General features: G+C 73.8%; 18 protein-coding genes and 1 tRNA gene. 10 read left to right on the top strand and 9 right to left on the bottom strand.

Going from position 1 to position 22,451, the window contains the following annotated elements:
* Positions 1 to 12 precede the first annotated feature (12 nt).
* The 3 genes from ACWG52_RS05840 (at position 13) to ACWG52_RS05830 (ending at position 3,632) form a co-directional block, all read left to right on the top strand.
* Positions 13 to 906 (top strand): LysR family transcriptional regulator, encoded by an 894-nt coding sequence (locus ACWG52_RS05840; protein ID WP_389810460.1) that lies wholly within the window; start codon positions 13 to 15, stop codon positions 904 to 906.
* Between the two features lie 88 nt (positions 907 to 994).
* Positions 995 to 2,284, top strand: a complete 1,290-nt coding sequence (locus tag ACWG52_RS05835) for a putative Ig domain-containing protein (protein ID WP_390167607.1) — start codon at positions 995 to 997, stop codon at positions 2,282 to 2,284.
* Positions 2,285 to 2,369: 85 nt separating this feature from the next.
* Positions 2,370 to 3,632 carry a cytochrome P450 family protein gene (locus ACWG52_RS05830; RefSeq protein WP_390136726.1) on the top strand — a complete coding sequence of 421 codons (1,263 nt, stop codon included), beginning with the start codon at positions 2,370 to 2,372 and terminating at the stop codon, positions 3,630 to 3,632.
* A gap of 27 nt (positions 3,633 to 3,659) precedes the next feature.
* On the opposite strand, the gene ACWG52_RS05825 is transcribed toward ACWG52_RS05830, so the two are convergent.
* Complete coding sequence (locus tag ACWG52_RS05825) at positions 3,660 to 5,207, bottom strand: molybdopterin-dependent oxidoreductase (RefSeq protein WP_453129042.1); 1,548 nt, start codon at positions 5,205 to 5,207, stop codon at positions 3,660 to 3,662.
* Between the two features lie 215 nt (positions 5,208 to 5,422).
* Here ACWG52_RS05825 and ACWG52_RS05820 point away from each other — a divergent pair, with 215 nt between their 5' ends.
* Positions 5,423 to 6,664: an MFS transporter gene (locus ACWG52_RS05820; RefSeq protein WP_453128033.1), complete on the top strand. Its 1,242-nt coding sequence runs from the start codon at positions 5,423 to 5,425 to the stop codon at positions 6,662 to 6,664.
* Positions 6,665 to 6,713: 49 nt separating this feature from the next.
* On the opposite strand, the gene ACWG52_RS05815 is transcribed toward ACWG52_RS05820, so the two are convergent.
* Together ACWG52_RS05815 and ACWG52_RS05810 are read right to left on the bottom strand one after the other, a co-directional pair.
* Positions 6,714 to 9,050 carry an alpha-N-acetylglucosaminidase gene (locus ACWG52_RS05815; RefSeq protein WP_453128031.1) on the bottom strand — a complete coding sequence of 779 codons (2,337 nt, stop codon included), beginning with the start codon at positions 9,048 to 9,050 and terminating at the stop codon, positions 6,714 to 6,716.
* Positions 9,051 to 9,066: 16 nt separating this feature from the next.
* The gene (locus ACWG52_RS05810; RefSeq protein WP_389810446.1) at positions 9,067 to 10,743 is read right to left on the bottom strand and encodes a ricin-type beta-trefoil lectin domain protein; all 1,677 of its coding nucleotides are present in this window, start codon (positions 10,741 to 10,743) and stop codon (positions 9,067 to 9,069) included.
* A gap of 156 nt (positions 10,744 to 10,899) precedes the next feature.
* Between ACWG52_RS05810 and ACWG52_RS05805 the strand changes: the two genes are divergently transcribed.
* Positions 10,900 to 11,595, top strand: a complete 696-nt coding sequence (locus ACWG52_RS05805) for a TetR/AcrR family transcriptional regulator (RefSeq protein WP_389810443.1) — start codon at positions 10,900 to 10,902, stop codon at positions 11,593 to 11,595.
* Positions 11,596 to 11,609: 14 nt separating this feature from the next.
* A complete protein-coding gene (locus ACWG52_RS05800) occupies positions 11,610 to 12,560 on the top strand; it encodes a serine/threonine dehydratase (protein ID WP_389810440.1) in 951 nt (316 codons plus the stop codon).
* 36 nt (positions 12,561 to 12,596) lie between these two features.
* Here the strand turns inward: ACWG52_RS05800 and ACWG52_RS05795 are convergent, their stop codons facing one another.
* Entirely contained in the window at positions 12,597 to 14,018 is a 1,422-nt protein-coding gene (locus ACWG52_RS05795; protein ID WP_389810438.1) for an amidase, read from the bottom strand.
* A 128-nt stretch (positions 14,019 to 14,146) separates the two neighbouring features.
* Between ACWG52_RS05795 and ACWG52_RS05790 the strand changes: the two genes are divergently transcribed.
* Together ACWG52_RS05790 and ACWG52_RS05785 are read left to right on the top strand one after the other, a co-directional pair.
* Complete coding sequence (locus tag ACWG52_RS05790; RefSeq protein ID WP_389810435.1) at positions 14,147 to 14,851, top strand: TetR/AcrR family transcriptional regulator; 705 nt, start codon at positions 14,147 to 14,149, stop codon at positions 14,849 to 14,851.
* The gene (locus ACWG52_RS05785; protein ID WP_389810431.1) at positions 14,844 to 15,146 is read left to right on the top strand and encodes a hypothetical protein; all 303 of its coding nucleotides are present in this window, start codon (positions 14,844 to 14,846) and stop codon (positions 15,144 to 15,146) included. The genes ACWG52_RS05790 and ACWG52_RS05785 overlap by 8 nt, the downstream gene beginning before the upstream one ends.
* Before the next feature lie 53 nt (positions 15,147 to 15,199).
* Here ACWG52_RS05785 and ACWG52_RS05780 read toward each other — a convergent pair whose 3' ends face one another.
* Both ACWG52_RS05780 and ACWG52_RS05775 read right to left on the bottom strand, forming a co-directional pair.
* The gene (locus tag ACWG52_RS05780) at positions 15,200 to 15,670 is read right to left on the bottom strand and encodes a universal stress protein (protein WP_389810428.1); all 471 of its coding nucleotides are present in this window, start codon (positions 15,668 to 15,670) and stop codon (positions 15,200 to 15,202) included.
* 324 nt (positions 15,671 to 15,994) lie between these two features.
* Entirely contained in the window at positions 15,995 to 17,260 is a 1,266-nt protein-coding gene (locus tag ACWG52_RS05775) for an AraC family transcriptional regulator (RefSeq protein ID WP_389810426.1), read from the bottom strand.
* Between the two features lie 314 nt (positions 17,261 to 17,574).
* Here ACWG52_RS05775 and ACWG52_RS05770 point away from each other — a divergent pair, with 314 nt between their 5' ends.
* Complete coding sequence (locus ACWG52_RS05770) at positions 17,575 to 18,960, top strand: serine hydrolase domain-containing protein (protein WP_389810424.1); 1,386 nt, start codon at positions 17,575 to 17,577, stop codon at positions 18,958 to 18,960.
* A gap of 28 nt (positions 18,961 to 18,988) precedes the next feature.
* On the opposite strand, the gene ACWG52_RS05765 is transcribed toward ACWG52_RS05770, so the two are convergent.
* A complete protein-coding gene (locus tag ACWG52_RS05765) occupies positions 18,989 to 19,279 on the bottom strand; it encodes a hypothetical protein (protein ID WP_389810422.1) in 291 nt (96 codons plus the stop codon).
* Between the two features lie 219 nt (positions 19,280 to 19,498).
* Here ACWG52_RS05765 and ACWG52_RS05760 point away from each other — a divergent pair, with 219 nt between their 5' ends.
* Entirely contained in the window at positions 19,499 to 20,284 is a 786-nt protein-coding gene (locus ACWG52_RS05760; protein ID WP_389810419.1) for a hypothetical protein, read from the top strand.
* On the opposite strand, the gene ACWG52_RS05755 is transcribed toward ACWG52_RS05760, so the two are convergent.
* Both ACWG52_RS05755 and ACWG52_RS05750 read right to left on the bottom strand, forming a co-directional pair.
* Positions 20,285 to 22,147, bottom strand: coding sequence for a hypothetical protein (locus ACWG52_RS05755; protein WP_389810417.1), 1,863 nt, complete (start codon positions 22,145 to 22,147; stop codon positions 20,285 to 20,287). It lies immediately after the preceding gene.
* Positions 22,147 to 22,222: transfer RNA gene (locus tag ACWG52_RS05750), tRNA-Cys, on the bottom strand. Before ACWG52_RS05750 ends, ACWG52_RS05755 begins: the two co-directional genes overlap by 1 nt.
* Between the last annotated feature and the right edge of the window lie 229 nt (positions 22,223 to 22,451).

The raw sequence follows: 22,451 nt of genomic DNA, 5'->3' as shown, positions 1-22,451 counted from the left end.
TACCGTCCGGTCATGACCCCCACCCTCGCGCAGCTCCGCTACCTCGTCGCCGTCGCCGACTGCCGATCCATCACCGGCGCCGCCGCCTCGGTCTTCGTCGCCCAGTCCGCGCTGTCCCGGGCCGTGCAGGCCATGGAGCGCGATCTCGGCGTCGAACTCCTGGCCCGCCGGGGAAGGGGGGTGGACCTCACTCCGGAGGGGGCCCGGGTCGTCCGGCTGGCCCGGACGGTGCTCAACGCGGTGGAGGCCATCGACGACATCGGGACCCCGCACGGCGGGGACGCCCGGGCGGTCCTCACCCTGGTCACCACCCCCACCCTCGCCCTCGACCTGGCCGCCGACCTGATCGCGGCCTTCACCGCACGGCACCCGACCGTCGACGTCCGACTCCGGCAGCACGGCAGCAGAGAGGCGCTGGTCGAGGAGGTGACCCAGGGGCGTTCGGAACTGGCCCTGGTCGACCTGCCCGTCGACAAGGAGCTTTCCACCCACTTCATCCAGGAACGGGAGGTGGTGCTGATATCACCGCCCGGCTCCCGGCTGCCGCACCCGATGCCGCTGCGCATGCTCGACGGGCTGCCGATGGTGCTGCCCACGCCCGGGACCGGCCGGCGCACCGAGATGGAGGCCATGTTCAGCTGCCTGGGAGTACGGCCCCTCCCCACCTTGGAGGTCGACGAACGCCTCGCCTGGGTGACAGGGGTGACCGACGGCCGGGGCTCGCTCATCTGGTACCGGGACGTGGTGCTGAGGGCCTTCGGGAGCCGGGCCGAGATCCGGTCCTTCACCCCTCCGCTGCTGCGGCCGGTGGGCATCGCCCACGCCCGGCGGCCGCTCGGCCGGGCGGCCCGCGCGTTCATCGCGCAGGCCGGTCACAAGGCGCCGGTCCGGGAACCGGTGCGCTGACCGGACATGCCCTCGCGGCATCGAACGATGCTCGAAGAGGGCGGGATCGGGCCTGGCGGGCCGACCGATGTCCCCTCACATTGTGCGCATGTCCCGACTCCTGACACTCCCACGGGCCGCCGCCCTCGCGACCGCGGGCCTCGCCACGCTCCTGTCCGCGTTCGCCTGGATGGCCACCGCGACCGCCTCCACCCCTTCCCCTCCCTCCCTCCCCTCCACCGCGTCCGCCGTCCCCGCCGCCGCGGCCCTCGCACCGGAGAGGAAGTGCACCCTCCCGGGCGGCCTCGCCGAACTCAGCGGCCTCGCCATGAGCCGCAGACATCCCGGGGTCTTCTACGCCGTCAACGACAGCGGCAACACCAACCAGGTCTTCGCCGTCGACTGCACCACCACAACCGGCCGGCTGCTGGCCACCCTCACCCTCTCCGGTGTCGGCAACACCGACTGGGAAGGCCTCGCGCTCGGCACGGACGCGAACGGCGCCCCGGCCGTCCTCGTCGGCGACATCGGGGACAACTTCAGCGGGCGCGCGGAGATCACCGTGCACCGGTTCGCCGAGCCCGATCAGCTCACGAACGCGACGGTCACGCCCGTGACGTACCGCTTCGCCTACGCGGACGGCAGGCACGACGCCGAGTCCCTGCTCGCCGATCCCGTGACCGGCCGCCTCTACGTCGCCAGCAAGCTCGTCGGAGCCGCCGGGAAGCTGTACCAGGCCCCGCTGCCGCCGGTGACCGGGCAGGTCAACACCCTCACCGGGGTCCGGCCCGGGCCCGTGTTCGCCACCGACGGCGCCTTCTCGCCCACGGGGGCCTCGTACTCCCTGCGCAGCGGCGGCCCGCTGGGCACCGACACGGCCTCCGTGTACGACACGGCCGGGGTCAAGCTCGCGGACGTCGCCCTCCCGGCCCAGTCGCAGGGGGAGACGCTGACCTACGCCGACTGCGCGAACCTGCTCGTGGGTTCGGAGAACGACACCCAGATCTGGCGGGTCCCGCTGCCGCCGGAGGCCACCCCGGGCTGCGGCGGCACGCCGACCCCGACCCCCACGTCGACCCCCACGTCGACCCCCACGTCGACCCCCACGTCGACCCCCACGTCGACCCCCACCCCCGGCGGGCTGAAGTTCACCGACCCCGGCCCGCAGACGTGCACGTTCAACCGACCCTGCACCGTCCAGCTCGCCACCACCGGGGCGCGGCCACCCGTCCGGTACGCCGTCACCGGCCTGCCCTGGGGGCTGACCCTCGACAGCGCCTCCGGGCGGATCACCGGCAAGCCCTGGGGCAGCGGCGCCTTCCCGGTCACCGCCACCGCGAGCGATGCCACCGGAGCCACCGCGGGCACCACCTTCACCCTGACGCTCAACTGGTTCTGAGACGGGGGCCGGTGCGGGCTTGTCCAACCCGCCCCCTAGGCCGCACTGTTGACCGAGTTCCGTCCATCAGGTCAGGAGAACCGGCTTGTCGTCCCCCATCTCACCCGTCCCGCAGGGCCCGGCCCCGCACGTGATCGACCCCGCCGGCGGCTGCCCGCACGCCCTCAACGCCCGGCTGCGCGCCGAGCACGGCGCGGTGGCGGAGGTCGTGCTCCCCGGTGGGGTCCCCGGAGCGGTCGTCCTGGGACACGACGCGCTGAAGGAGTTCCTCGCCCACCCCGAAGTCGCCAAGGGGGCCCGGCACTTCCCCGCCCTGCACGACGGCACCATCCCCGCCGACTGGCCGCTGCGCGTCTTCGCCAACGCCCAGGGCATGCACACCGCGGACGGCGCCGACCACCGCCGCCTGCGCGGACTCGTCGGCAAGGCCTTCACGATCCGCCAGGTGGAACGGCTGCGGCCGCGCGTCGAGGAGCTCACCGCCGAACTCCTCGACGACCTCGGCCGGGCCGCGACCGAGTCCCCGGACGGGACCGCCGACCTGTACGAGCACTTCGCCCTCCCGCTCCCGATGAACGTCATCTGCGAACTGCTCGGCGTGGACCCCGAGCACCGGGGCCGGCTGCACCACCTCACCAACAGGGTGATCATCGCGACCGACATCACCCCGGCCGAGAAGATGGTCGCCCTTCAGGAACTCATGGCCCTGACCGGCGCCATCGCGGCCGCCCGCGCCGCGAACCCCGGCGAGGACCTCACCAGCGCGCTGATCTCCGCCCGCGAGGACGACGGGGACCGGCTCACCGAGGTCGAACTCATCGGCACCATGCGGCTGATGCTCGTCGCCGGCCACGAGACCACCCTCAACCTCATCGTCAACGCGGTCCGCGCGCTGTGTACCCACCGCGACCAACTGGCCCTGGTCCTGGACGCCAAGGCCACCTGGTCGGACGTGGTGGACGAGACGCTGCGTTGGGACACCCCGGTGAGCTGGTTCCCCTTCCGCTACCCCACCCGCGACCTGACCGTCGACGGGACCGTGATCCCGCAAGGCACCCCGGTGCTCGCCGGGTACAGCGCGGCGGGCCGCGACGAGTCCTTCCACGGGCCGGACGCCGACCGTTTCGACATCACCCGCCCCTCCGCCGCCCGCAGCCTCGCCTTCGGCCACGGCGCCCACTACTGCACCGGGGCCCCGCTCGCCCGCCTGGAGGCCACGATCGCCCTGGAACGCCTCTTCACCCGCTTCCCCGACCTCGACCTGGCCGTCCCGGACGCCGAACTCCCCTACCAGAACAGCTTCATCAGCAACAACGTCCGGTCGCTGCCGGTCCGCCTCCGGGGCTGATCCGGACGCCGGGGTCGGCGCCGGCGCTCAGCCCAGGGCGCGGACGGTCACGTCCACCGCGTGCCACCCGGTCGCCCCGTCCGGGACGGTGCCGGTGCGGACGCCCGTCTGGACGACGCCCGTGCCGTCCGTGGCGCGGGCCTCCAGGCGGTGGCGTCCGGGGGTGGCCTGCCAGGGCCACACCCACTGGCGCCAGGTGTCCACGCCGTCCGCCGTCCCGAGCCGCGCCTCCTGCCAGGGCCCGCCGTCCACCCGTACCTGGACCCGCTCGATCCCGCGGTGCTGGGCCCACGCGACCCCGGCGACCGCCACCCGGCCCGGGGACAGGTCGGCGTACGGGCGGGGGGTGTCGATGCGCGCCTGCGTCTTGACGACCGCCTGCTGCGCCCAGGACCGGCGCACCCAGTAGGCGTCGTAGGCGGCGAAGGTGGTCAGCCGCAGCTCGGCGAGCCATTTGCAGGCGGACACGTACCCGTAGAGGCCCGGTACGACCATCCGGACGGGGAAACCGTGGGCGAAGGGCAGCGGTCGGCCGTTCATTCCGACGGCCAGCAGTGCCGCCCGGCCGTCCATGACCGCCTCGACCGGAGTCCCGATGGTCATGCCGTCCACCGAACGCGCCACCAGTTGGTCGGCGGTCCCGCCCTGGGACGGCGGCCGCACCCCCGCCTCGCGGAGCAGGTCCCCGAGGCGTACGCCGAGCCAGCGGGCGTTGCCCGCGTACGGGCCGCCGACCTCGTTGGACACGCACGTGAGGGTGATGTCGTGCTCGACCACCGGCCGGGCGAGGAGCTGACGCAGATCCAGCTCCAGCGGCCGCGTCACCCCCTCCCCGTGGATGCGCAGCCGCCAGGTGTCGGCGTCCACGCGCGGGACGACCAGCGCGGTGTCCACCCGGTAGAAGTCCTGGTTCGGGGTGAGGAAGGGGCCGAGTCCGGGCACCCGCAGATCCGCTCCGGCGGGCACCGGCGGCGCGGGCACGGTGGGCCGGGGGAGCCGGAAGCGGGCCCGGGAGGCGGTGGCGTCGGCGGAACCGTGGGCGCCGAGGCGCCGTGCACCGATTCCGACCCCGGCCGATGCCGCCAGGACGGCGACCACCAGGCGGCCGAAGCGGCGGCGGTCCATCGAGTCGGCCCGGCCTTGCGGTGCTCCGGCCGGGCGGGTCCGTCGGGCGGCCGTGACCAGCAGATACAGCACGCCGGCCGAGACCAGGGCGCCGACCGACGAGGGCAGCGCGTCCCGCCAGGAGGCCTCCGGCCGGCTGAGCGCCGCCAACGCCCCCACCAGCCCGAAACCGCCCGTGACGGCGAGCGCGGCCGGCAGGTGACGTACGGCGAGCAGCCCGGTGGCGACGGCGAGCGCGGCCAGGACGGCGAGGATGCCGAGGCCCAGCACCAGCTTGTCGGAGGTGCCGAACAGCCGGATGGCCCATTCCCGGACGGCCACCGGTGTCAGGTCGACCACGGCCCCGCCGACGGCCGTGACCGGTGAGGCCTCGGGCCGGCCGGCGGCCGCGGCCAGCTGCGCGGACGCCAGTCCGGCCACGGCCGCGACGATCCCGCTGACGGCGCCCATCGCCCGCCGCGGCCGCCCGGAACGGCTCGGGTGTGCCTCCACACGGCCAGTGTCCCGCGCCCGGGCCCTCCCGTGCCGCCGCCGTGCCGGTCGGCGCCGGCCTCTTGCGCCCAGGGTGAAAGGACCCTGCCCGGAGCGAACGGGCCGAGGCGACGGCCGGGCACGCGGCAACGATGACGACATGTTCCCCGTCGTCTCCCGAAAGCGTGGACACCGTGCCCCTGACATCCGACCGGACCGTCCGCACCTCGCCCTACCGGCCCGTACTCACGCACGCGACGCTGCGCCGCCTGTTACCCGGCTTCACCGTCTCCTCCCTCGGCGACGGCATGGCGGTGGTCGCCGTGAGCTGGCTGGCGATCGAGATCGCACCGGCGGCGGAACGCGGCATGTGGGTGGCCCTGGCCGCCGCGGCCTACACGCTCTCCGGCGCCGCGGGAGCCGTCCTCCTCGGCCGGTTCCTGCGCCGCCGCTCCCCGGCCCGACTGGTCGCCTGCGACGCCCTGCTGCGCGCCACCGCCCTCGGCGCGATCCCTGTGTGTCACGCCCTCGGGGTGCTGAGCATCGAGTCGTACGTCGCCCTGCTCGCCGTGTCCTCCGTCCTGCACGCGTGGGGCCAGGCCGGCGCCCACACCCTGGTGGCCCGGCTGCTGCCGGAGCGCGACCACCTCGCCGGCAACGCCGTCCTGTCCGGCATCGGCTCGCTCTCCACCGTCCTCGGCCCGCCGCTCGCGGGCGCCCTGATCCTGTGGGGCGGCGCCGCGACGGTGATCGCCGTCGACGCGGCGACCTTCCTCGTCCTGGCCGCCACCTTCCTCTTCGGCCTGCCTCGCGACGCGGCGGCGCCCGCAGCAGCGGAGGTCGCTTCGCGGACCGCGGGCTTCGCCGTCATCCGCCGCACCCCGGCCCTGCTGGGCCTGGTCGCCCTGAGCTTCGCCTTCTTCTGCCTCTTCGGCCCCGTGTACGTGGCCCTGCCGCTGTACGTGTCGGACGTACCGGGCGCTTCGGCGGGCCTGCTGGCCGCCTTCTACACCGCGTTCGGGGTCGGCGCCGTCCTCGGCTCCGTCCTGACCGGCTACCTGAACCGCCTGCCGGTGTGGCCGGTCACGACCGGCGTCGTCGTCGCGTTCGGCGTCTTCCTGCTACCGACGGGGCTGGGCGCGCCGACGGCGGTCGCCGTCGCGGGGTTCGCGGCCGCCGGGCTGCTCTGGCCCCCGTACGCCTCGCTGTCCACCGCCCTCTTCCAGCGCTCGACCCCGCCGGAACTGCTTCCCCGGACCCTGGCGGCGAGCTCCGCGGTCCGGGTGCTCGCGGTGCCGCTCGGTACCGTGCTGGGCGGCCCGCTGGTGGCCGGGCTCGGAGCCCGGGAGACCCTGCTGGCCTCGGCCGCCTCGATCGCCGTCCTCGGGGTGGTGGCCGCCGGAGCCGTGCGGGCGCGGCGGAAATCGGGCCCGTGAACCCGCGGCACCGGTCCGCCCGGGGTGCGGGCGGACCGGTGCACGAGGGTCAGCGGCCGGCGGCGGCCGGCGGCAGGGCCGCGGCGATCTGCGCGGCCAGTCGGTACGGGTCACCGGCCGGGCGGTTCGGGTGCCGTGTGGTGCGTGCGGCCCACTCCGCCTCGAAGGCGTGCCAGTCGACCTCCCGCGGCGCGGCCTTCTTCACCAGCGCCTCGTCCAACGCGGCGAAGTAGTGCGCCCATCGGGGTGCGTACAACTCCGAGATCAGGCCGCTCCATTCGCGGTTCGCGTAATCGTGCAGGAAACCGCCCCCGCTGGTGCTGCGACGCCCCCACACGCTCAGCAGCGAGCGTGCGTCGTACTCGTACCGGTCCTGCTCGGCCCGGTCCGCGCCGAAGGAGCGGGCCCCGGACAGCCAGGTGCCGAGGAGGAAGGCCGGGTCGGAGCCGGTGACCGCGTCCAACATCCGCATCCCGTCCTGCCATTCGGCCGCCAGGGCGCGGAAGCGGGTCAGGTCCTCGGCCTCGTAGGCCGCCTTGATCTTCGGCAGCAGCACCCGCGAGTGGTTGGCGAGGGCCTGCCGCGCGGTGTCCACCAGGTCGAAGCGGTAGGCGCTGGAGTCGCGCAGCGCCGGATCCACCCTCAGCAGGTGGTCCAGGGCCCTGCGCACCGAACCCGCCGGGTAGCGCATGGAACGGGGGCTCCAGTACGCCGCCCCCGCCGCGGTGAGGCTCGGCCGGGCGGTGAACAGGCTGTCCTGCGACTCCGACCACAGACCGGAGGAGGTGCTGTACGGCCCCGTGCGGAGCTCCTCCCAGGCGGCGGCGGCCGCAGGGTCCGGGCGGCCGTAGCGGCGGGCCGCGAAGTCCGCGAACCACGCCCGCTGGTCGATCGGCCCGCGCTCCCAGGCCAGATCGGTGAAGAGGTCGAAGGCGGCCGGGTTGGTCCCGGTGGCCTCCGGCAGGTAGGCGATCCCGGCGAGCGCGCTGTTCGCCTTGTCCCGCCAGGGCCCGAACCGTTCGATCCAGACGGAGCTGTTCGCGCCGACCGTCGTGTGCCCGCCGAAGTTGTAGATGGTGCCCATGGCGTACGGGGCCCCGCCCCAACGGGCCTCCCGGTCCAGCCGGTTGTACCGGTCGGAGAGCCCGTCCAGGATCAGCAGCTTCGAGGTGTCCACCCCGGCCAGCAGCTCGGCCGTCGGGTCGTCCTGCCAGCCCAGCACCGCCCACAGCGCCCCGGGGTGGGCCGCGTGCAGCGCGCCCTGGATGGCGCGCGCGGCGGCGCCGACGTCGACGGATCCGGTCTGCCCGCCCTCGTGCAGCGGGCTCATCCGGTACATCGCGCTGTCCCCGAACACCGCCCGCTGCTCGGCGTAGTAGGCGGCGGCCAGCTTCGCGAACACGGGCGAGGCGGGGTCCAGCCAGTCCGGGCGGTCGAAGCCCGCCCAGTCGCCCTGCGCCACCGTGGCCGCACCCGGGTTGCGCGCGGCGAACCCGGGCGGCACGGTGCCGAAGTAGCCCGGCAGCACGGGAGTCATGCCGAGCCCGCGGAGCTGTTCGGCGATCCGACCGCCCAGCTCGGCGCGCTCGCGCATCAGCCGCTCCGTGACCGGCCCGCCGAAATCGCTCAGGTTCTGCAGCAGCCACCAGCTCTGGTGGCCGGGGCCGGGGATCCACTGCCGCAGCTCCGCAGCGGAGTAGCCGAACCCCTGGAGCGCCCGGTAGTACGGGTACTCGGCGCCGACCTGCACGAACACCTCGTTGATGCCGTGCAGGGCCATCAGGTCGATCTGCCGCTGGTGCTCCTCGAAGGAGCGGTACGGGCCGGAGTAGCCGTCGTCGGTGTCGTTCAGCGCGTACCGGTGGGGCACCTGCGCGCCGCGGGTGACCGGGGAAGGCACCGCCGGGAGCCGGGCGGGCAGCATGCCGATGCTGTCGCCGGGCCAGCCGATGTCGACCCCGGCGACGTGCTGGAGGTACCAGCCGACCCCGGTGAGCAGGGTGGCTCCGGTGCTGCCGCGGACGGTGATCGCGCCGGCGGTGCCGGACACGGTGAAGGTGTCGACGGCGGCGGTCGTGTCGGGGACCAGGGTGAACTGCCCCCAGTGGCGCGGAAGCAGCCGACGCAGGGCGGCCCGCGCGGGCGCGACGTCGAAGGTGCGGGCGTGGCCCGGACCCCGGACGGCACCCGGTCGCGCGGCCGTGTGCCCGTCCGGGTGCGTGCCGGTCCGTACGTCGGCACGTGCGGGCGATCCCGCGCCCGGGGCGGTGGCCCCGGGCGCGGGCCCCGCGCAGATCAGCGCCAGCAGCGCCGCCGGAAGAGCGCCGAGGGCGAGCGGGCGCCGGGTCCTCGGCCTGCGCCCGCCGCGATGCGTCGAGTTCCTCATCCGTTCGACCGGGCCGTCAGACCGGCAGGGCCCAGGCCTGGTCGACCCGGTGGTCGCCGCAGTCGGTCAGCCGCAGCCGCTCGGCGGGGGCGGCGGCCGCCGGAGCCGTCAGACACAGCCCGCTGACCTCCTCCACCAGGGCTCCGTCACGGCGCTGCGACCAGCTCTGGCCGGGCTGCTCCTCGGGACGGGTCGTGCAGTCGGCCAGTTCCACGAGGCGGTCCGCGCCCGCCGACAGGCACTCGCCGGCCAGCCGCAGGCGCGCGTCCTTGCCCACGGTCCACCGCTGGTCGGGGGCTCCGGTGCAGGCGGCCATCACCACGGCGCCGACGCCGGTGGTGTTGGCGCCGTCGGCGCACCGGGCGCCGTCACCGACGATCTGCCCGGTCGGTACGGCCTCGGCGCAGCCGCGCGGGCTGAGCCGCCAGACCCCGGTGTCGTGCCCGGCGACCTTCCCGGTCAGCGTGCCGGAGATCTCGCGGCTCGTGCCGCTCCAGAGGTCCTGGGCGCCGGCGGTGCAGTCGGTCAGGCCGATCTCGTCGAGTGGCACATTGATGTCCCGGGTGGCGGCGGAGCGGTTGAGCACCGCGACCGCGCGGTCGCCGTTCGCGAGCGGCCGCACCAGGATCTCGAAGGTGGCGTTGGAGGAGACCACGGAGCCCTGACGGCCCATCGGATCCTGGTCCAGGTCGATCATCCGGGTGTTGCCGAGGGCCGCCAGGCCCGCCGGTGTCAGCTTCGAGACGTCGGACGAGAGGATGAAGGGGGACGCCATCATGGCCCACAGGGCGACCTGGCTGCGGCTCTCGGCGGCCGTGAGGCCGGGGGCGCCCGCGATCAGGAAGTCGGGGTCGTTCCAGTTGCCGGGGCCCGCGTACCGGCCGAGCCAGCGGTTGTAGCCGTAGTTCCCCAGGACCGCGCTCCACCGCGAGGTGGCCGGTGCGGCCGGGTTGTAGACCTTGATGTCCTTGCCCTCGCGCCACAGCTGGCCGGTCTCGCCGACCCAGTCGAGGACCTTGTGCCAGTCGGAGCCGCCCCATTCGCCCTGCTGGAAGTAGGCGGGCGCGGAGGCCGACAGGATCATGTCCCGGCCGCTGTCCCGCAGGGCCTTCGCGACGGCGTTGTAGGCGTCGCGGTAGGCCTCCTCCTTGGTCGTGCCCTCCGGGACCCAGAGGTTGCAGCCGTCCATCTTGACGTAGTCCACCTTCCAGGAGGCGAACTGCCGGGCGTCCTGCGCGTAGTGGTCCGGGCCGCCGCCCTGGGGGGCGCCGCTTCCGGGGTACTTCTCGCAGGTGAGGGAGCCCGCGTCCTGGTAGATGCCGAACTTCAGTCCCTTGGCGTGCAGATACTCGCCGAGCCAGGCCATGCCGTGCGGGAACTTCGCCGTGTCGACGACCAGACCGCCCCGCGCGTCACGGCTCTTGGTCATCCAGCAGTCGTCGACGGTCACCGTGTCGTAGCCCTTGGCGGCGAGCCCGGTGGACACGAGCGCGTCGGCGTTGGCCACCACCTTGGCCTCGTCGATGTCGCACATGTAGTGCGCCCAGTTGTTCCACCCCATGGGCGGGGTGAGCGCGAGCGGGGTGTCCGAGGTCGCCCGGGGCTCGGCCGCCACCGGGGCGGGAGAGAGCGCGACGGCGAACAGGGCGGCCGCGGTCAGGCAGGGGAGCGTTGCACGCAGGCGAGGCGGCACGGAGTCTCCTTGACGTGGGGGCAGTCGTGCGCCCAGTGCAGCGAGGCGATTACCCTCTGTCAACACAAGTCGCTGATTGTCGGCCGATGACCAGCAATATGGCTGCAATCGCTGTCACACGAAAGTGCAGATACGACGTATGTTACGGTGTATCTCATGCCGCGAAGATCAGCCGCCCTGGACCGTGCGACCCCCGAGGCCATCGCCGTCGCCGCCTTGCGGATCCTCGACGAGCAAGGGCCGGGCCACCTGAGCTTCCGCACCCTCGCCGACCGGCTGGAGGTCTCGCACGCCACCGTCCAGCGCCGCTGCGTCGACCTCGCGGGCCTGCTCGACCTGTGCACCGAGCACCTCGCCGGGCAGCTCCCCGAGATCCCGGCCGGCACGGACTGGGCGCAGGCCGCCGAGGAGCGGTTCCGGGCGCTGTACCTGCTGCTCACCGCCCACCCCGGACTGCTGGTGCTGCGCGGCGGCCGGCCCTGGCTCGGGCGTCAGCTGCTGGCGCGGCTCGTGGAGCCCTCGCTCGCCGACAGCGTGGCCGCCGGGATGACCCTCGCCGAGGCGATGACCACCTACCGCCGCATGTACCTGCTCACCCTGGGGAGCGCGGCCTTCGTCGACCACCGGGATCCGGCCGCGGCGACCGCCGCCTCGCGGGCGGCCCTGGCCGCGCTGGATCCCGAGCTGTTCCCCGTACTCTCCGGCGGACTGCCCGACGTACTGCCTCCCCTGACGGACCACGAGGTCTACTACGGGGCCCTGCGCCAGCTGATCGAGGCCGCCCGGCCCGCCGGCGCACCCGGCAGGTCCGCCGCACCCGCCCGGTCCACCCGGCCCACCACCCGCACCTGATGGGGAGACAGCCCATGCCCGCAGCACCGGCCCAGCAGCTCGACCACGCCGCCGTCCGCGCCGCCGCCGACCGGATCGCGGGCGGGATCCGCCCCGTCACGGTGGCGCCCGCCGCCGAGGCGGGGGTCTGGTACGCCTTGGAGTACCTCCAGCACACCGGCTCCTTCAAGGCGCGCGGCGCCCGCAACTTCCTCGCCGCCCACCACGAGGCCGGCGCCCTCCCGGCCGCCGGGGTCACCATCGCCTCCGGCGGCAACGCCGGGCTGGCCTGCGCCTGGGCGGCCCGCGCGCTGTCCGTGCCCGCGACGGTGTTCCTGCCCGCCAACGCCCCACGGGTGAAGGTGGAACGGTTGCGCGGGTACGGGGCCGAGGTGCGGCTCGTCGGCGACCGGTACGCCCAGGCGCTGGCCGCCTGCGAGGAGTTCGCCGCCGAGAGCGGGGCGCTGAGCAGTCACGCCTACGACCACCCGCTGATCGCGGCGGGAGCCGGAACCCTGCTGGAGGAGATCCGGGCCGCCCTGCCCGGTCTGGACACGGTGGTCGTCGCGGTCGGCGGCGGCGGACTGTTCGCCGGGGTCGCCACGGCCGCACGCGCGCACGGCGTACGGGTGGTCGCGGTCGAGCCCGAGAACTGCCGGGCCCTGAACGCGGCCCTGGCGGCGGGCCGGGTCGTGGACGTGGCCGTGGAATCGGTCGCCGCCGACTCCTTGGGGGCCACCCGGGTCTCGGCGGACGCGCTGGCGGCCGCCCAGGAGGAGCACGTGACCTCGGTCCTCGTCCCCGACACGGAGATCACGGCCGCCCGGCGCGCGCTCTGGGAGGAGCACCGGATCGTGGTCGAGGCGGGCGCGGCCACCGCGGCGGCGGCGCTGCGCGTCGCGCCGCGGCCGCTGGGTGACCGGGTCGCCGTCATCCTCTGCGGGGCCAACACGGACCCCCGGGACCTGGTGGCCCCCGGTACCTGAGCCGCGTCCGTGCACGAGGGCTCGGCGGGCCCGGCCTCACCCTCCCGTGCGCGGGTCGATCGGGGTGAGCACGCCGAGCCGGTCCTCGACCGCTCGGGCCGCGGCCAGGCACAGGTCCTCCCGGAACGCGCGCCCGACGATCTGCACCCCGCAGGGGAGCCCGTCGACCGTCCCCGTCGGTACGGCCACACCGGGCACGCCGACGAAACTGGTCACCGTGCACAGCCGCATGGCGGACCCGACCCGGTCCCGGCCCGCCCGGTCGCGAGACTCCAGCCCCGGTTCGACCGGCGGCTCGGTGAAGACCGGACCGAGCAACAGCGGGTACTCGTCGAGGAATGCGGCCCACGAGCGACGGATGTTCAGCCAGGTGCCCATCAGCTTCATGAACTCGTCCGCGCTCGCGGGCGGGGTCCGCTCCATCATCATCGCGATGTAGCGGTCCCCGCCCCGGCCGAGCAGCGTGCGCACCACCGGCCAGTTCGGGGCGAACTCGGTCACGGTGATCCGGCCGTAGGCGTCGAGCGCCTCGTCCAGCCGCGGCACGTCCGGCACCTCGCGCACGTCGTATCCGGCGTCGCGCAGCGCGTCGGCCGCGGTCGTGACGGCTCCGCGCACCGTGGGGTGGACGCCGTGCCCGCCGGGGTCCGCCACGACCGCGACCTTCACGCGTCCGGGGAGCGGTTCGCCGTACGCGGGCACCGGCACGGCCCGCGGGTCGCGTGGATCGGTACCGGCGAGCACCTCGTAGGCGAGTGCGAGATCGCCCACGCTCCGGGCCAAGGGGCCGTCGGTGACGAGCATCTGGGACGCCGGTCCGGGGTCGTCCGGACCGAGGACCCGGTGGTCGGCGGGGAACCGGCCCGTGGTCGGCTTCAGTGCGGCCACACCGCAGAACTGGGCCGGGATGCGCACCGACCCGCCGGAGTCGTTGCCGAGCCCGAGCGCCGCCATACCGGTGGCCACGGCCACCGCGTCGCCCCCGCTGGATCCGCCCGGGGTCCGGCCGCCGTCCCACGGGTTGACCGTGTCGCCGTACAGCTCACTGCGCGTGTGCATCCCCGCGAGGATCAGTGTGGGGAGGTTGCTGTGGCCGATCGGGACGGCTCCCGCCGCGCGCAGTCGGGCCACCGGGGGTGCGTCGGCGGGCGCCACCAGGTCGTGGAAGCGCGCGGTGCCGAAGGTGGTCGGCACGCCTTCGATCGCGGTGCTCTCCTTCACCGTGAAGGGCACGCCCGCGAGTGGTCCCAGCGGGTCACCGGCCGCCCGCCGTCGGTCCAGCCGGCCCGCGGCCTCACGCGCGCGATCCGCCAGGAGTTGGGTGACCGCGTTCACCGTCGGGTTGACCGAGGCGATCCGATCCAGGTGGCTGTCGACCAGTTCGACGGCCGAGACCTTCCCACCGCGTACCGCCTCCGCCTGCGCGGCGGCCGACATCCTCCACAGGGCGTCCGGCATGGCGCTCCCCTCCCCATCCACGTACCGATGCGATTGCATCGGAACCGCAGCGTACCCCTGGAACCGATACGTGCGCATCGCATAAAGTGCTGCACGCACGGAGTGCCGTGGACAGGGAGGGGCCGGGCATGCCCAGGCAGGTCGATCACGCGGGCCGACGTCGCCTCATCGCGGAGGCCGTCTGCCGCCTCGCCGACGAGCGCGGGCTGGAGGGGGTGACCCTGCGCGACGTCGCGGCGCGCGCGCAGGTGTCGATGGGCGCCGTCCAACGGTGCTTCCGCACCAAGGAGGAGATGCTCGTCTTCGCGCTCGGGCACATCGGTGAGCAGATCATGGAGCGCGTACGGGCCCGGCTCGTCCGGAGCCCGGCCCAGTCGGCCGGCACCGCCCTGGGACACGCGGTCACCGAGATCGCGCTGCTCCGCGAGGAGCACCGCGCCGAGGCCCGGGTCTGGCTCGCCTTCGTCGCGCAGGCCGCCGTCAGCGAGGTGCTCGCCAGGACGCTCAGGGCGAACTACGCGACCATGCAGGAGGCGTTCACCCGTCTCATCGCCGAAGCCGGTGAGGACGCCGAAGCCGGCGAGGAAGCCGACGGCGCCGGGCGCCGGGGCGCGGAGCGCGAGGCCCGCACCCTCCTCGCCCTCGCGGACGGTCTCACCACGCACGTCCTCATCGGCCACCTCACCCCGCAGGAGGCGTACGAGGTCCTCGACGCGCATCTGGTCGGCCTCCGGGAGCGGAGCGCGAGCTCGATTCCCCGCGGGGTGGAGGATCCTCCTCCGGTCGGGCCGGCCCCGGGCAGGGCGCCCACGACCGGGAGGACCCGTGGCTGACCGGGAGTCCACGGCCCGGCCGAGCGGCGGGGTTCATGACGCGGACGGGCTGAGAGCGCGCTGTGCTGCCTTGGTCGACCTGGTGTTCACCGAGGACACGATCTTCCTCGACTCGCTTCCCGACCCACTCCAGGCCAACCTGGTCCCGGCTCTGGGCATGCTCGCGGATGCCTTGGACGCGTCGGCCGAACCCGCAGCGCTCGTGCGGGCGGCCCGAGTGGTCGAGGAGTGCGGTGTTCCCCGTGCGCAGTGCCCGCCCGGGTTGAGGGCGATGCTGGACCGCCTGCTTCGTTGAGCGCGCCGCCGACAGGTCGTCAGGTGAGCCGGACCGCGCCCCGAGGAGACGCGTCAGTCGTTCTCGTCCGCGCCCTCGCGGACGAGGACGACCGTGCCGGCGGAGTACTGCACGACCTGCTGACTCACCGAGCCGAGCAGCGCTCCCTTGAAGCCGCCGTACCCGCGGGTCCCCACCACCATCAGGTCCGCCTCCTTCGACGCGTCGACCAGGACCTGCGCCGGGGACCCCTGCTCGACACGCCGGAACACCGGCACCCCCGGCGAGGTGCCGACGGCGACGGCGACCGTGTCCGCCAGCTTCCGTCGGGCGGCCTCCTCGGCCGTCACCACTTCCGAATCGGCGGTCTCGGCGGCCGTCGGGCCGATGGCGAACGGATTGCGGTTCCACTCCCAGGCCATGACGGCGTGCACCCGGGCGCCCGTCATCGCGGCCTGCGCGACCGCCCAGCGCAGCGCCTCCTTCGAATGGTTCGACCCGTCCACGCCGACGACGATCAGCGGCTCGATGGTCTGCTCACTCACGGTGGGATCCTCTCGCTTCGCCCGAATAGTCGATCTCCTCCCTGTATACACGGCGCGGTGCGTCCGACCTCGAACGACGATCGTCGTGCCGGCCGACGACTTTCGAGGACAGCCCGCACCCCCGGCCCCTTGCGAGGGTGTGAGTGTCCAGGCGACCGCCGCCGGACAGGAACGACACGGAGGAACGGGCGTGGCTCAGCGCAAGGGTTGTCTGATCGGGTGCGCGGTGGCGCTGGTCCTCGGCGTGGGCCTGCTCGTGGCCGTGGTCTTCGGCATGGGCAAGGTCCTCGACATGGCCGACAAGACCCTCGTCGATCCCGCGGTCTACGAGGCGGTGAAGACCGGGGACGCGGAGAGCGAGGTCCGCGGCAAGCTCCCGTCCGGGGAAAGCTTCGTCAAGGACGCCCTCAAGGACGGCGGACCGGTCGAGCCCGAGGGCAGCACCTGCTCCTGGTACATATCCAGCGGCGAGACCAAGAACGGCGAAGAGACCGTCCTGCGCTTCTGCTTCAAGGACGGCAAGCTCGCGGAGAAGACGCAGTACCCGATGAAGTGACCGATCGGCCGCCGATGTCGGGCTTCCGGGGCGGTCGCTCGACCGCGTCGGCGCCCGACGGCATCGCCGCGAGCCCCGCGTCGTTGCGGATGTCGCGAGGCGCCCGACCCTCCCAGCGCCGTACCGCCCGGCGCAGCGCGCACGTCGCTGTAACCGACCCGGGCCGCCACCGAACGCAGCGGCAGGTCGGTGGCGCGCAGGAGCTCCATGGTGTGCTCCTGGCGTACGGCCCCGACCTCCTCGCGCCAGGTCGTGCCGTGCTCGCCCAGGCGCCGCTGCAAGGTGCGCGGGCTCATCGCCAGTCGCTGCGCCACGTGTTCCAGGCTCACCGTGTCCTCCCGGAAGGCGGACTCCAGGACCATCCGGAAGCGGTCCTGCCAGAGCAGGGCCGGCTGCGCCGACGCGATCGTCAGCGCCGCCTGCTGCGCGAGGAGGCGGTCCGGCCCCGGTTGCGCCTTGGGCAGCGGGGCGCGTACGTCGTCGTCGTGGAAGGTGATCGAGTTGTACGCGGCGCCGAAGTCGATGCGGGTCGTCCCGAAGAACTCGGCCAGTGGTCGGAAGCGGCCGGACGCGGCGTGCGTCACCGTGACGCGCAGCGGGACGACGGGCCGACCGGTGGCGGCCCGGGACCGGGTCAGGAACATGCCCAGGGCGAAGAAATCGATCGCCTCCACCACATCGGGGCCCCAACTGCCCGTCGCGTGACGGATGGTGAAAGAGCGACCGTCCTCCTCGACGAGGAGCTTCTCCTGGATCGCGTCACCGATGACGGCGTTGTACTCCACCGCCCGCTTCAGGGTTTCCCGAAGGTTGGGCCCGGTGGTCACCAGGTAGTCCCACAGGCCGAACGTCCCGATCGGCGCTTCGGCGGTGATCAGCGCGCCGATGGTCGTCCCCGGCTCCGCGAGCGTCAACTGCTCCCACACGGCCGGCGCCGACGCGGTCGAGACCCGGGCCAGATCGTTGCCCAGCACGTCGGGTCCCAGGTCCGGTGATCGGGCGACCCGGCCCGGACCCGCATCCGACCGGTGCAAGGCGTCGACGACGAACCGCGCGAGGTGGACGGAGACGGTGCCGGCGGTGCCAGGAGAGCGCAGGGGACCGTCGACGCTAGCAGCCGTTCACCCGAACCGACCGGTGAGACCGCCTCCTCGGCGGGCCGGACCCCCGGTGTGGCGCGAACGCCCCTCCTGGTGCGGTTCCGCCCGGTGGCGCCGGGGGTCCCCTCGTTGACGCGTGCGGGTCCTTACCCCTGCCTCGGGGACCGACCTACGGTGGCGTGGATCCCGGTTTGTGGATCAAGAAACGTGCCGCGATCCGTGCGAGACCCCGAGCCGAAGGAACCGATGTGACGTTCTCCCTGGCCCACTGGCAGAGCCGCCTCGACGCACTCCGCGCCGCCCACCACGTTCCCGGCGCCACCCTCGCGGTGTTCGCCGAGGGACGGATCCACGAGTTGGCGAGCGGCATCCTGCACCGTGGCACCGGGGTGGAGGCGACCACCGACTCGGTGTTCCAGCTCGGATCGATAGCCAAGCTCTACACGGCGACCCTGGTCATGCAGCTCGCGACCGCGGGCGAACTCGACCTCGACGCACCCGTCATCGAGGTGCTCCCGGAGTTCCGCGTGGCCGACCCCGAGGCCACCAAGACGATCACCACCCGCCAACTCCTCAGCCACACAAGCGGTTTGACCTGCGACTTCACCTACGACAGCGGCCGCGGGGACGACTGTCTGGCCAAGTATGTGGCAGCCGCCGGGAACGTGGCGCTGGACTGTCCGCCCGGCACAGCGGTCTCCTACAGCAGTGTCGGCTACAACGTCCTCGGCCGCGTCGTCGAGGTCCTCACCGGACGCACCTGGGACCAGGCCCTCAAGGAGCGGCTCGTCGCCCCCCTGAACCTGACCCACACCATGACCCTGCCCGAGGAAGCACTGGCCTTCCGGACCGCGATGGGGCACCTTCCGGGTGAGGGACCGGACCCGGAGCCGGCGCCGGCCTGGGACATGATGCCCCGTTCGGCGGGCCCGTACGGACGTGTCCTGGCCACCGCCGCGGATGTGCTCCGGCTGGCCAAGCTGCACCTCGACGGCGGATCCGCCCCGGACGGTACGCAGATCCTCGGCGCCCGGGCCGTCGCGGAGATGCAGCGGTGGGCGGTCGACGTCCCCGACAGGTGGACGGTGAGCGCGGACGGCTGGGGGCTGGGCTGGTCGCTCTACGACTGGAACGGGGTCCCGGGCTACGGCCACGACGGCGCCTCGATCGGCCAGTACGGCTACGTGCGCGTGGTCCCCGGCGCCGACCTCGTCGTCGTCCTGCTCACCAACGGCGGCGCCGCCCGCTTCCTCTACGCCGACCTGATGCGCGAGCTCCTGCGCGATCTCGGCGGGGTCCACATGCCGCCCGCCTTCGCGCCGCCCGCGCGGCCCCCGGTCGTCGACATGGTCCCGCTGGTCGGCACCTACCGCCGAGAAGGAGTGGTCATCACCGTCGGACTGCGGCCCGACGGCGCCCCCCACCTGCTGTACGAGTTCGTCGACGGGATGCGGGACTTCTCGCCGCCGCTGGAGATGGACCTCACGCCGCTCAGCTCCACGGTCTTCGCCGCCTCCGGCGCAGGCCCCTCCTTCAGCGGCGACTGGATGCCCGTCGTCTTCGCCACCCTCGTGGACGGCACCCCCTGCTGCTACATCGGTATGCGCTGCGCGCCCAAGGTCGACGCGGGCTGAACACCCGGCCGTCAGGTGCGGCGACTGCTCATTTCCCCTTGAGCAGTTGGTCGACCCGGGGCACGGACAGCCCTATCAGTACGGACACTTCCCGCAGGGTTCGCCCCTGACGCAGCTCGCCCACAGCGGCGGTACGTATGTCCTTGACCGCCTTCGCCACATCGGGCAGCAACTGATCGGTGAACAGCCGCGCGGCTCGTTCCCGCACCACGGGAGCCTCGATGCCGGCCAGGCACGTCCGGACCGCGCTCAGGTACTCGACGGTCAAGACGCGCAGGTCATCGAGCACCTGCTGATCGGAAAGGGTGCTGTCGGTCATGGGGACAGCGTACGCAGACGTGGTAGGAATTTAAGATGACCTTCCCACTCGGCGCGTGTCGCGCCGGGGCACGGACGTGCCAAGTGGGCTGCCTCGATCGGGGGTTCGGCAGGCGGCACAGCGACGCCGCAGACAAGTGCCCTGGAGGTGACCGCCGTTGCGAGGTGCGGGCCGGGGCCCACCGTTCGCTCGCAGCCATCACACACCAGGAGCGCCCGCATGATCCTCGAACTCGCCGTGATCTACACGACCCGGCTCGACGCCTGCCGCGACTTCTACCGGGGCATCGGCCTCGCCCTCGTACGCGAGCGGCACGGCAACGGGCCGGAGCACTACGCGGCGACGCTCGCCGACGGCGGTGTCCTGGAGCTCTACCCCGCCACGAACCGCCCGGAGACCGGGTACCTGCGCCTCGGCCTCACCGCCCCGCCGAACGGCGCCGGCTTCCTGCCGCCGGGCCGGCACACGCTGACCGACCCGGACGGCCGTACGGTCGTCCTCACCGTCGCCGAAGCCCGCCCGGGCCGGGCGGCGCCGGAGCCACGCGCCGGCGGGCACCCCCGGTCGGCCGCCGGCTCCCGCGCGGCGAACGGCGGGCCCGTACCTCCCGAGGGCCGCACAGGCGTCACGTACACCGAGATAGCCGAGCACTACGGCATGAGCGCCCGCTACCTGTCGGAGAACCCCCGATGGGGCCGGCACCCCGGATGGCCGGCCGCCATCGGCAAGCGCGGCAGGACCATCGAGTTCGACCCGGAGGCCATCGCCCGGTTCTTCGGCGAGCACCACACCCGGGAGGCCACCGCGCTCGAACCGTCCCGCCGCTACACCGTCGTCGAGATCGCCGAGGCCTCCGGCCTGCAGCCCGACAGCATCCGGTCGGACATCAGCCGCGGTCGATGGCCCGCGCCGGACGAGATGGACGGCGACCGGAAACTGTGGCGCGGCGAGACGATCACCACGCACCTGGCCGGCCGTCGCATCTACCGCAACAAGCCCAAGTGACTATCCGACAGCGGCGGCGGCGAGGCGCAGATCCGCCAGCGGCCCGGCGATCCGCGCGGCGGCGCGTGCCGGAAGCCGGGCGGCCCGCGCGTCGATCCAGGTGAGTACGCGGGCCCGCTCGTCCGCGTCGCACAGCGCGAGGTGGAACAGCAACTGCCGCCAGGCGCACGCGGTGCTCTTCGCGGTGGCAGCCGGAGCGGTCGCGGCGGCGAACGCGCCCCGAGCCGGGCCGCCCCAGCCGCCGCGCGGGGCGAGGCCCGCGTGCACGACCAGGGTGGCGAGGTTGGACGTGGTGAGGACGTGGGCCTGCGCGACGACCGCCGGGTCGCTCGCCGGCGGCTGTTCGGGGCGCCCGGCACGCTCGGCGCACAGCAGGGCGAAGCCGTGCCGGTCCCGGGCGTCCGCAAGGTCCCGTACGGCCGTGTGGTCGATGCCGTGGTAGCGCTCGTAGACGGTGCCGCGCAGCAGCTCGGCGGCGGTCCGCGCCGCCGCCAGGACCTCGGGGCCGGCCATCCCGCTGTACGAGTCGGCCAGTGGCTCGGCGGCGAGCGGTACGGGCAGCTCGGCGAGCCGCGCGAGCCCGGACAGCATCCGTACCGTCAGGTTGGGCAGCCCGGCGCCCGGGAAGGCCCGTACGCAGGCCTCGCCGAGCGTCCGCAGGGTCGAACGAGCCTGCTCCACCGGGTCGGCGGCCCAGGGGGCGACCGCCCGTACCCAGGGCAGCTCGGTGATCCGTGCATGGTGTTTCGGGGTCCACCGGTGCGGATGGCGGCGATCGCGTCCGGCCCGGTAGGTCGCCGCCATCAGCGTGCGCAGCGCCGGATCGGCGTATCCCCGCGCGGTGTGCGTGCAGATCAGCTGTTCCGCCACCTCGCCGAGCACCTCCGCGGAGGGGATCAGCCCGTGCTCCAGCAACGTGTCCAGGGGCGCGCTGCGCGCCGTGGCGACCGCGGCCCGTACCGGGGCCGGGACGACGGCCCCGGCGGGCAGCCCGTACCTCGCGGCCTCCTCGGCGGTCACCGGGCCGATGAACGGCCCGATGTCCTCCACCGCCCGGCTCACGTCGAGCGGGGCGAGCCGGCGCAGGACGAGGGCGGTCAGGTCGTGGTGCGCGAGCCGGTCCGCCTGGGCGGCCTGGGCGGCGCGCAGCCGGGTGTGTTCGGCGGAGCCGGGCCGGCCGCGTTTGGCGACCATCGAGGCGACGGCACGGCGCAGCAGTCCGGAGAGGCGGGGCGACAGCGCCCGCCCGGCGACCCGTTCCTCCAGGGCGCGGCGCAGGACCGCCGCATTGGCCTTGGGGTCGAGGTGCTTGGTGCAGCGGGTGTGCGTGGCCGCGAGCCGCCGGTACCGCGCGAGGAGCGCGGCGCCCTCCTCGGTGTCCTGCCGGCTGTGCCGCCCGGCGTCCTGCTCGGGGTCCGCGCCGGCGCGCAGCCAGTGGTCGAGCAACTCGTCCTCGAAGGGCCGCCAGACGGTCAGGGCCTCGTGCTGCGCCGCGATGCCGGGGCGCGGCGCGCGGAGCGCGAGCATCCCGGCGACCTCGCCGACGGTGCGCACGTGCACGGTGTCCGCGGCCGGAACGGGCCGGTCCGCGGGGTGCGGCGCGAAGCGGACCTCGCCCGCGAAGGGCCGTATCTCCTCCACGAGCGCGGCCGCCGCGCCGCTCTCCCCGGCGCGCACCAGCCACGCGACGCAGAGCAGCGCGGCCTCCTCCGGCGCGCGCACCTCGTACCGCCCGCTGTCGAGCATCGACCACAGCCGGGCGAGGCCCTCGTCGGTGAGATGGTGCTCGAAGAGCCCGGCGGCGGAGAGCCCGGCGGTCGGGAGCTCTGGGGCGGGGAGTCGGATCTCGGTGTTCTCGTCCATGGCCGGCGTGGCAGGTCCTGCCCCTGCGCCCTCCGACTTTGCAGGTCGGTGCTCTGGCTACTGAGCTACACGCCGTTCGAGGGTGAACTTAGACGTGCCTCCGTCGCTCGCACAACCACGATCCCCGCGTGAGCGGTTCGCGTCGTGCGACTAAAGCGCATTAGCGCGTTCCTGCCGTGAACCGTCCATAAGAAGTCAAGTTGTGACGCGGAAGCGGCTCCGTCGTCGAATGGACACCCTGCTCGACCGCCTTTGTACTAAAGCGCATCAGTCCAGCTCGGAGCGGCGGTGCAGGCGACCTGCC

It is taken from the genome of Streptomyces sp. CLCI03, assembly GCF_053615355.1.
Note: the sequence above shows the minus strand (reverse complement) of the source record. Positions and strands in the feature narration are given on the sequence as shown.

What these genes read in the sequence shown, in the direction of transcription:
- ACWG52_RS05840 (WP_389810460.1), top strand. Translation starts at nt 13, where the DNA reads ATGACCCCCACCCTCGCGCAGCTCCGCTACCTCGTCGCCGTCGCCGAC.
- ACWG52_RS05835 (WP_390167607.1), top strand. Translation starts at nt 995, where the DNA reads ATGTCCCGACTCCTGACACTCCCACGGGCCGCCGCCCTCGCGACCGCG.
- ACWG52_RS05825 (WP_453129042.1), bottom strand. Translation starts at nt 5,207, where the DNA reads ATGGGCGCCGTCAGCGGGATCGTCGCGGCCGTGGCCGGACTGGCGTCC.
- ACWG52_RS05815 (WP_453128031.1), bottom strand. Translation starts at nt 9,050, where the DNA reads ATGAGGAACTCGACGCATCGCGGCGGGCGCAGGCCGAGGACCCGGCGC.
- ACWG52_RS05805 (WP_389810443.1), top strand. Translation starts at nt 10,900, where the DNA reads ATGCCGCGAAGATCAGCCGCCCTGGACCGTGCGACCCCCGAGGCCATC.
- ACWG52_RS05800 (WP_389810440.1), top strand. Translation starts at nt 11,610, where the DNA reads ATGCCCGCAGCACCGGCCCAGCAGCTCGACCACGCCGCCGTCCGCGCC.
- ACWG52_RS05795 (WP_389810438.1), bottom strand. Translation starts at nt 14,018, where the DNA reads ATGCCGGACGCCCTGTGGAGGATGTCGGCCGCCGCGCAGGCGGAGGCG.
- ACWG52_RS05790 (WP_389810435.1), top strand. Translation starts at nt 14,147, where the DNA reads ATGCCCAGGCAGGTCGATCACGCGGGCCGACGTCGCCTCATCGCGGAG.
- ACWG52_RS05765 (WP_389810422.1), bottom strand. Translation starts at nt 19,279, where the DNA reads ATGACCGACAGCACCCTTTCCGATCAGCAGGTGCTCGATGACCTGCGC.
- ACWG52_RS05760 (WP_389810419.1), top strand. Translation starts at nt 19,499, where the DNA reads ATGATCCTCGAACTCGCCGTGATCTACACGACCCGGCTCGACGCCTGC.
- ACWG52_RS05755 (WP_389810417.1), bottom strand. Translation starts at nt 22,147, where the DNA reads ATGGACGAGAACACCGAGATCCGACTCCCCGCCCCAGAGCTCCCGACC.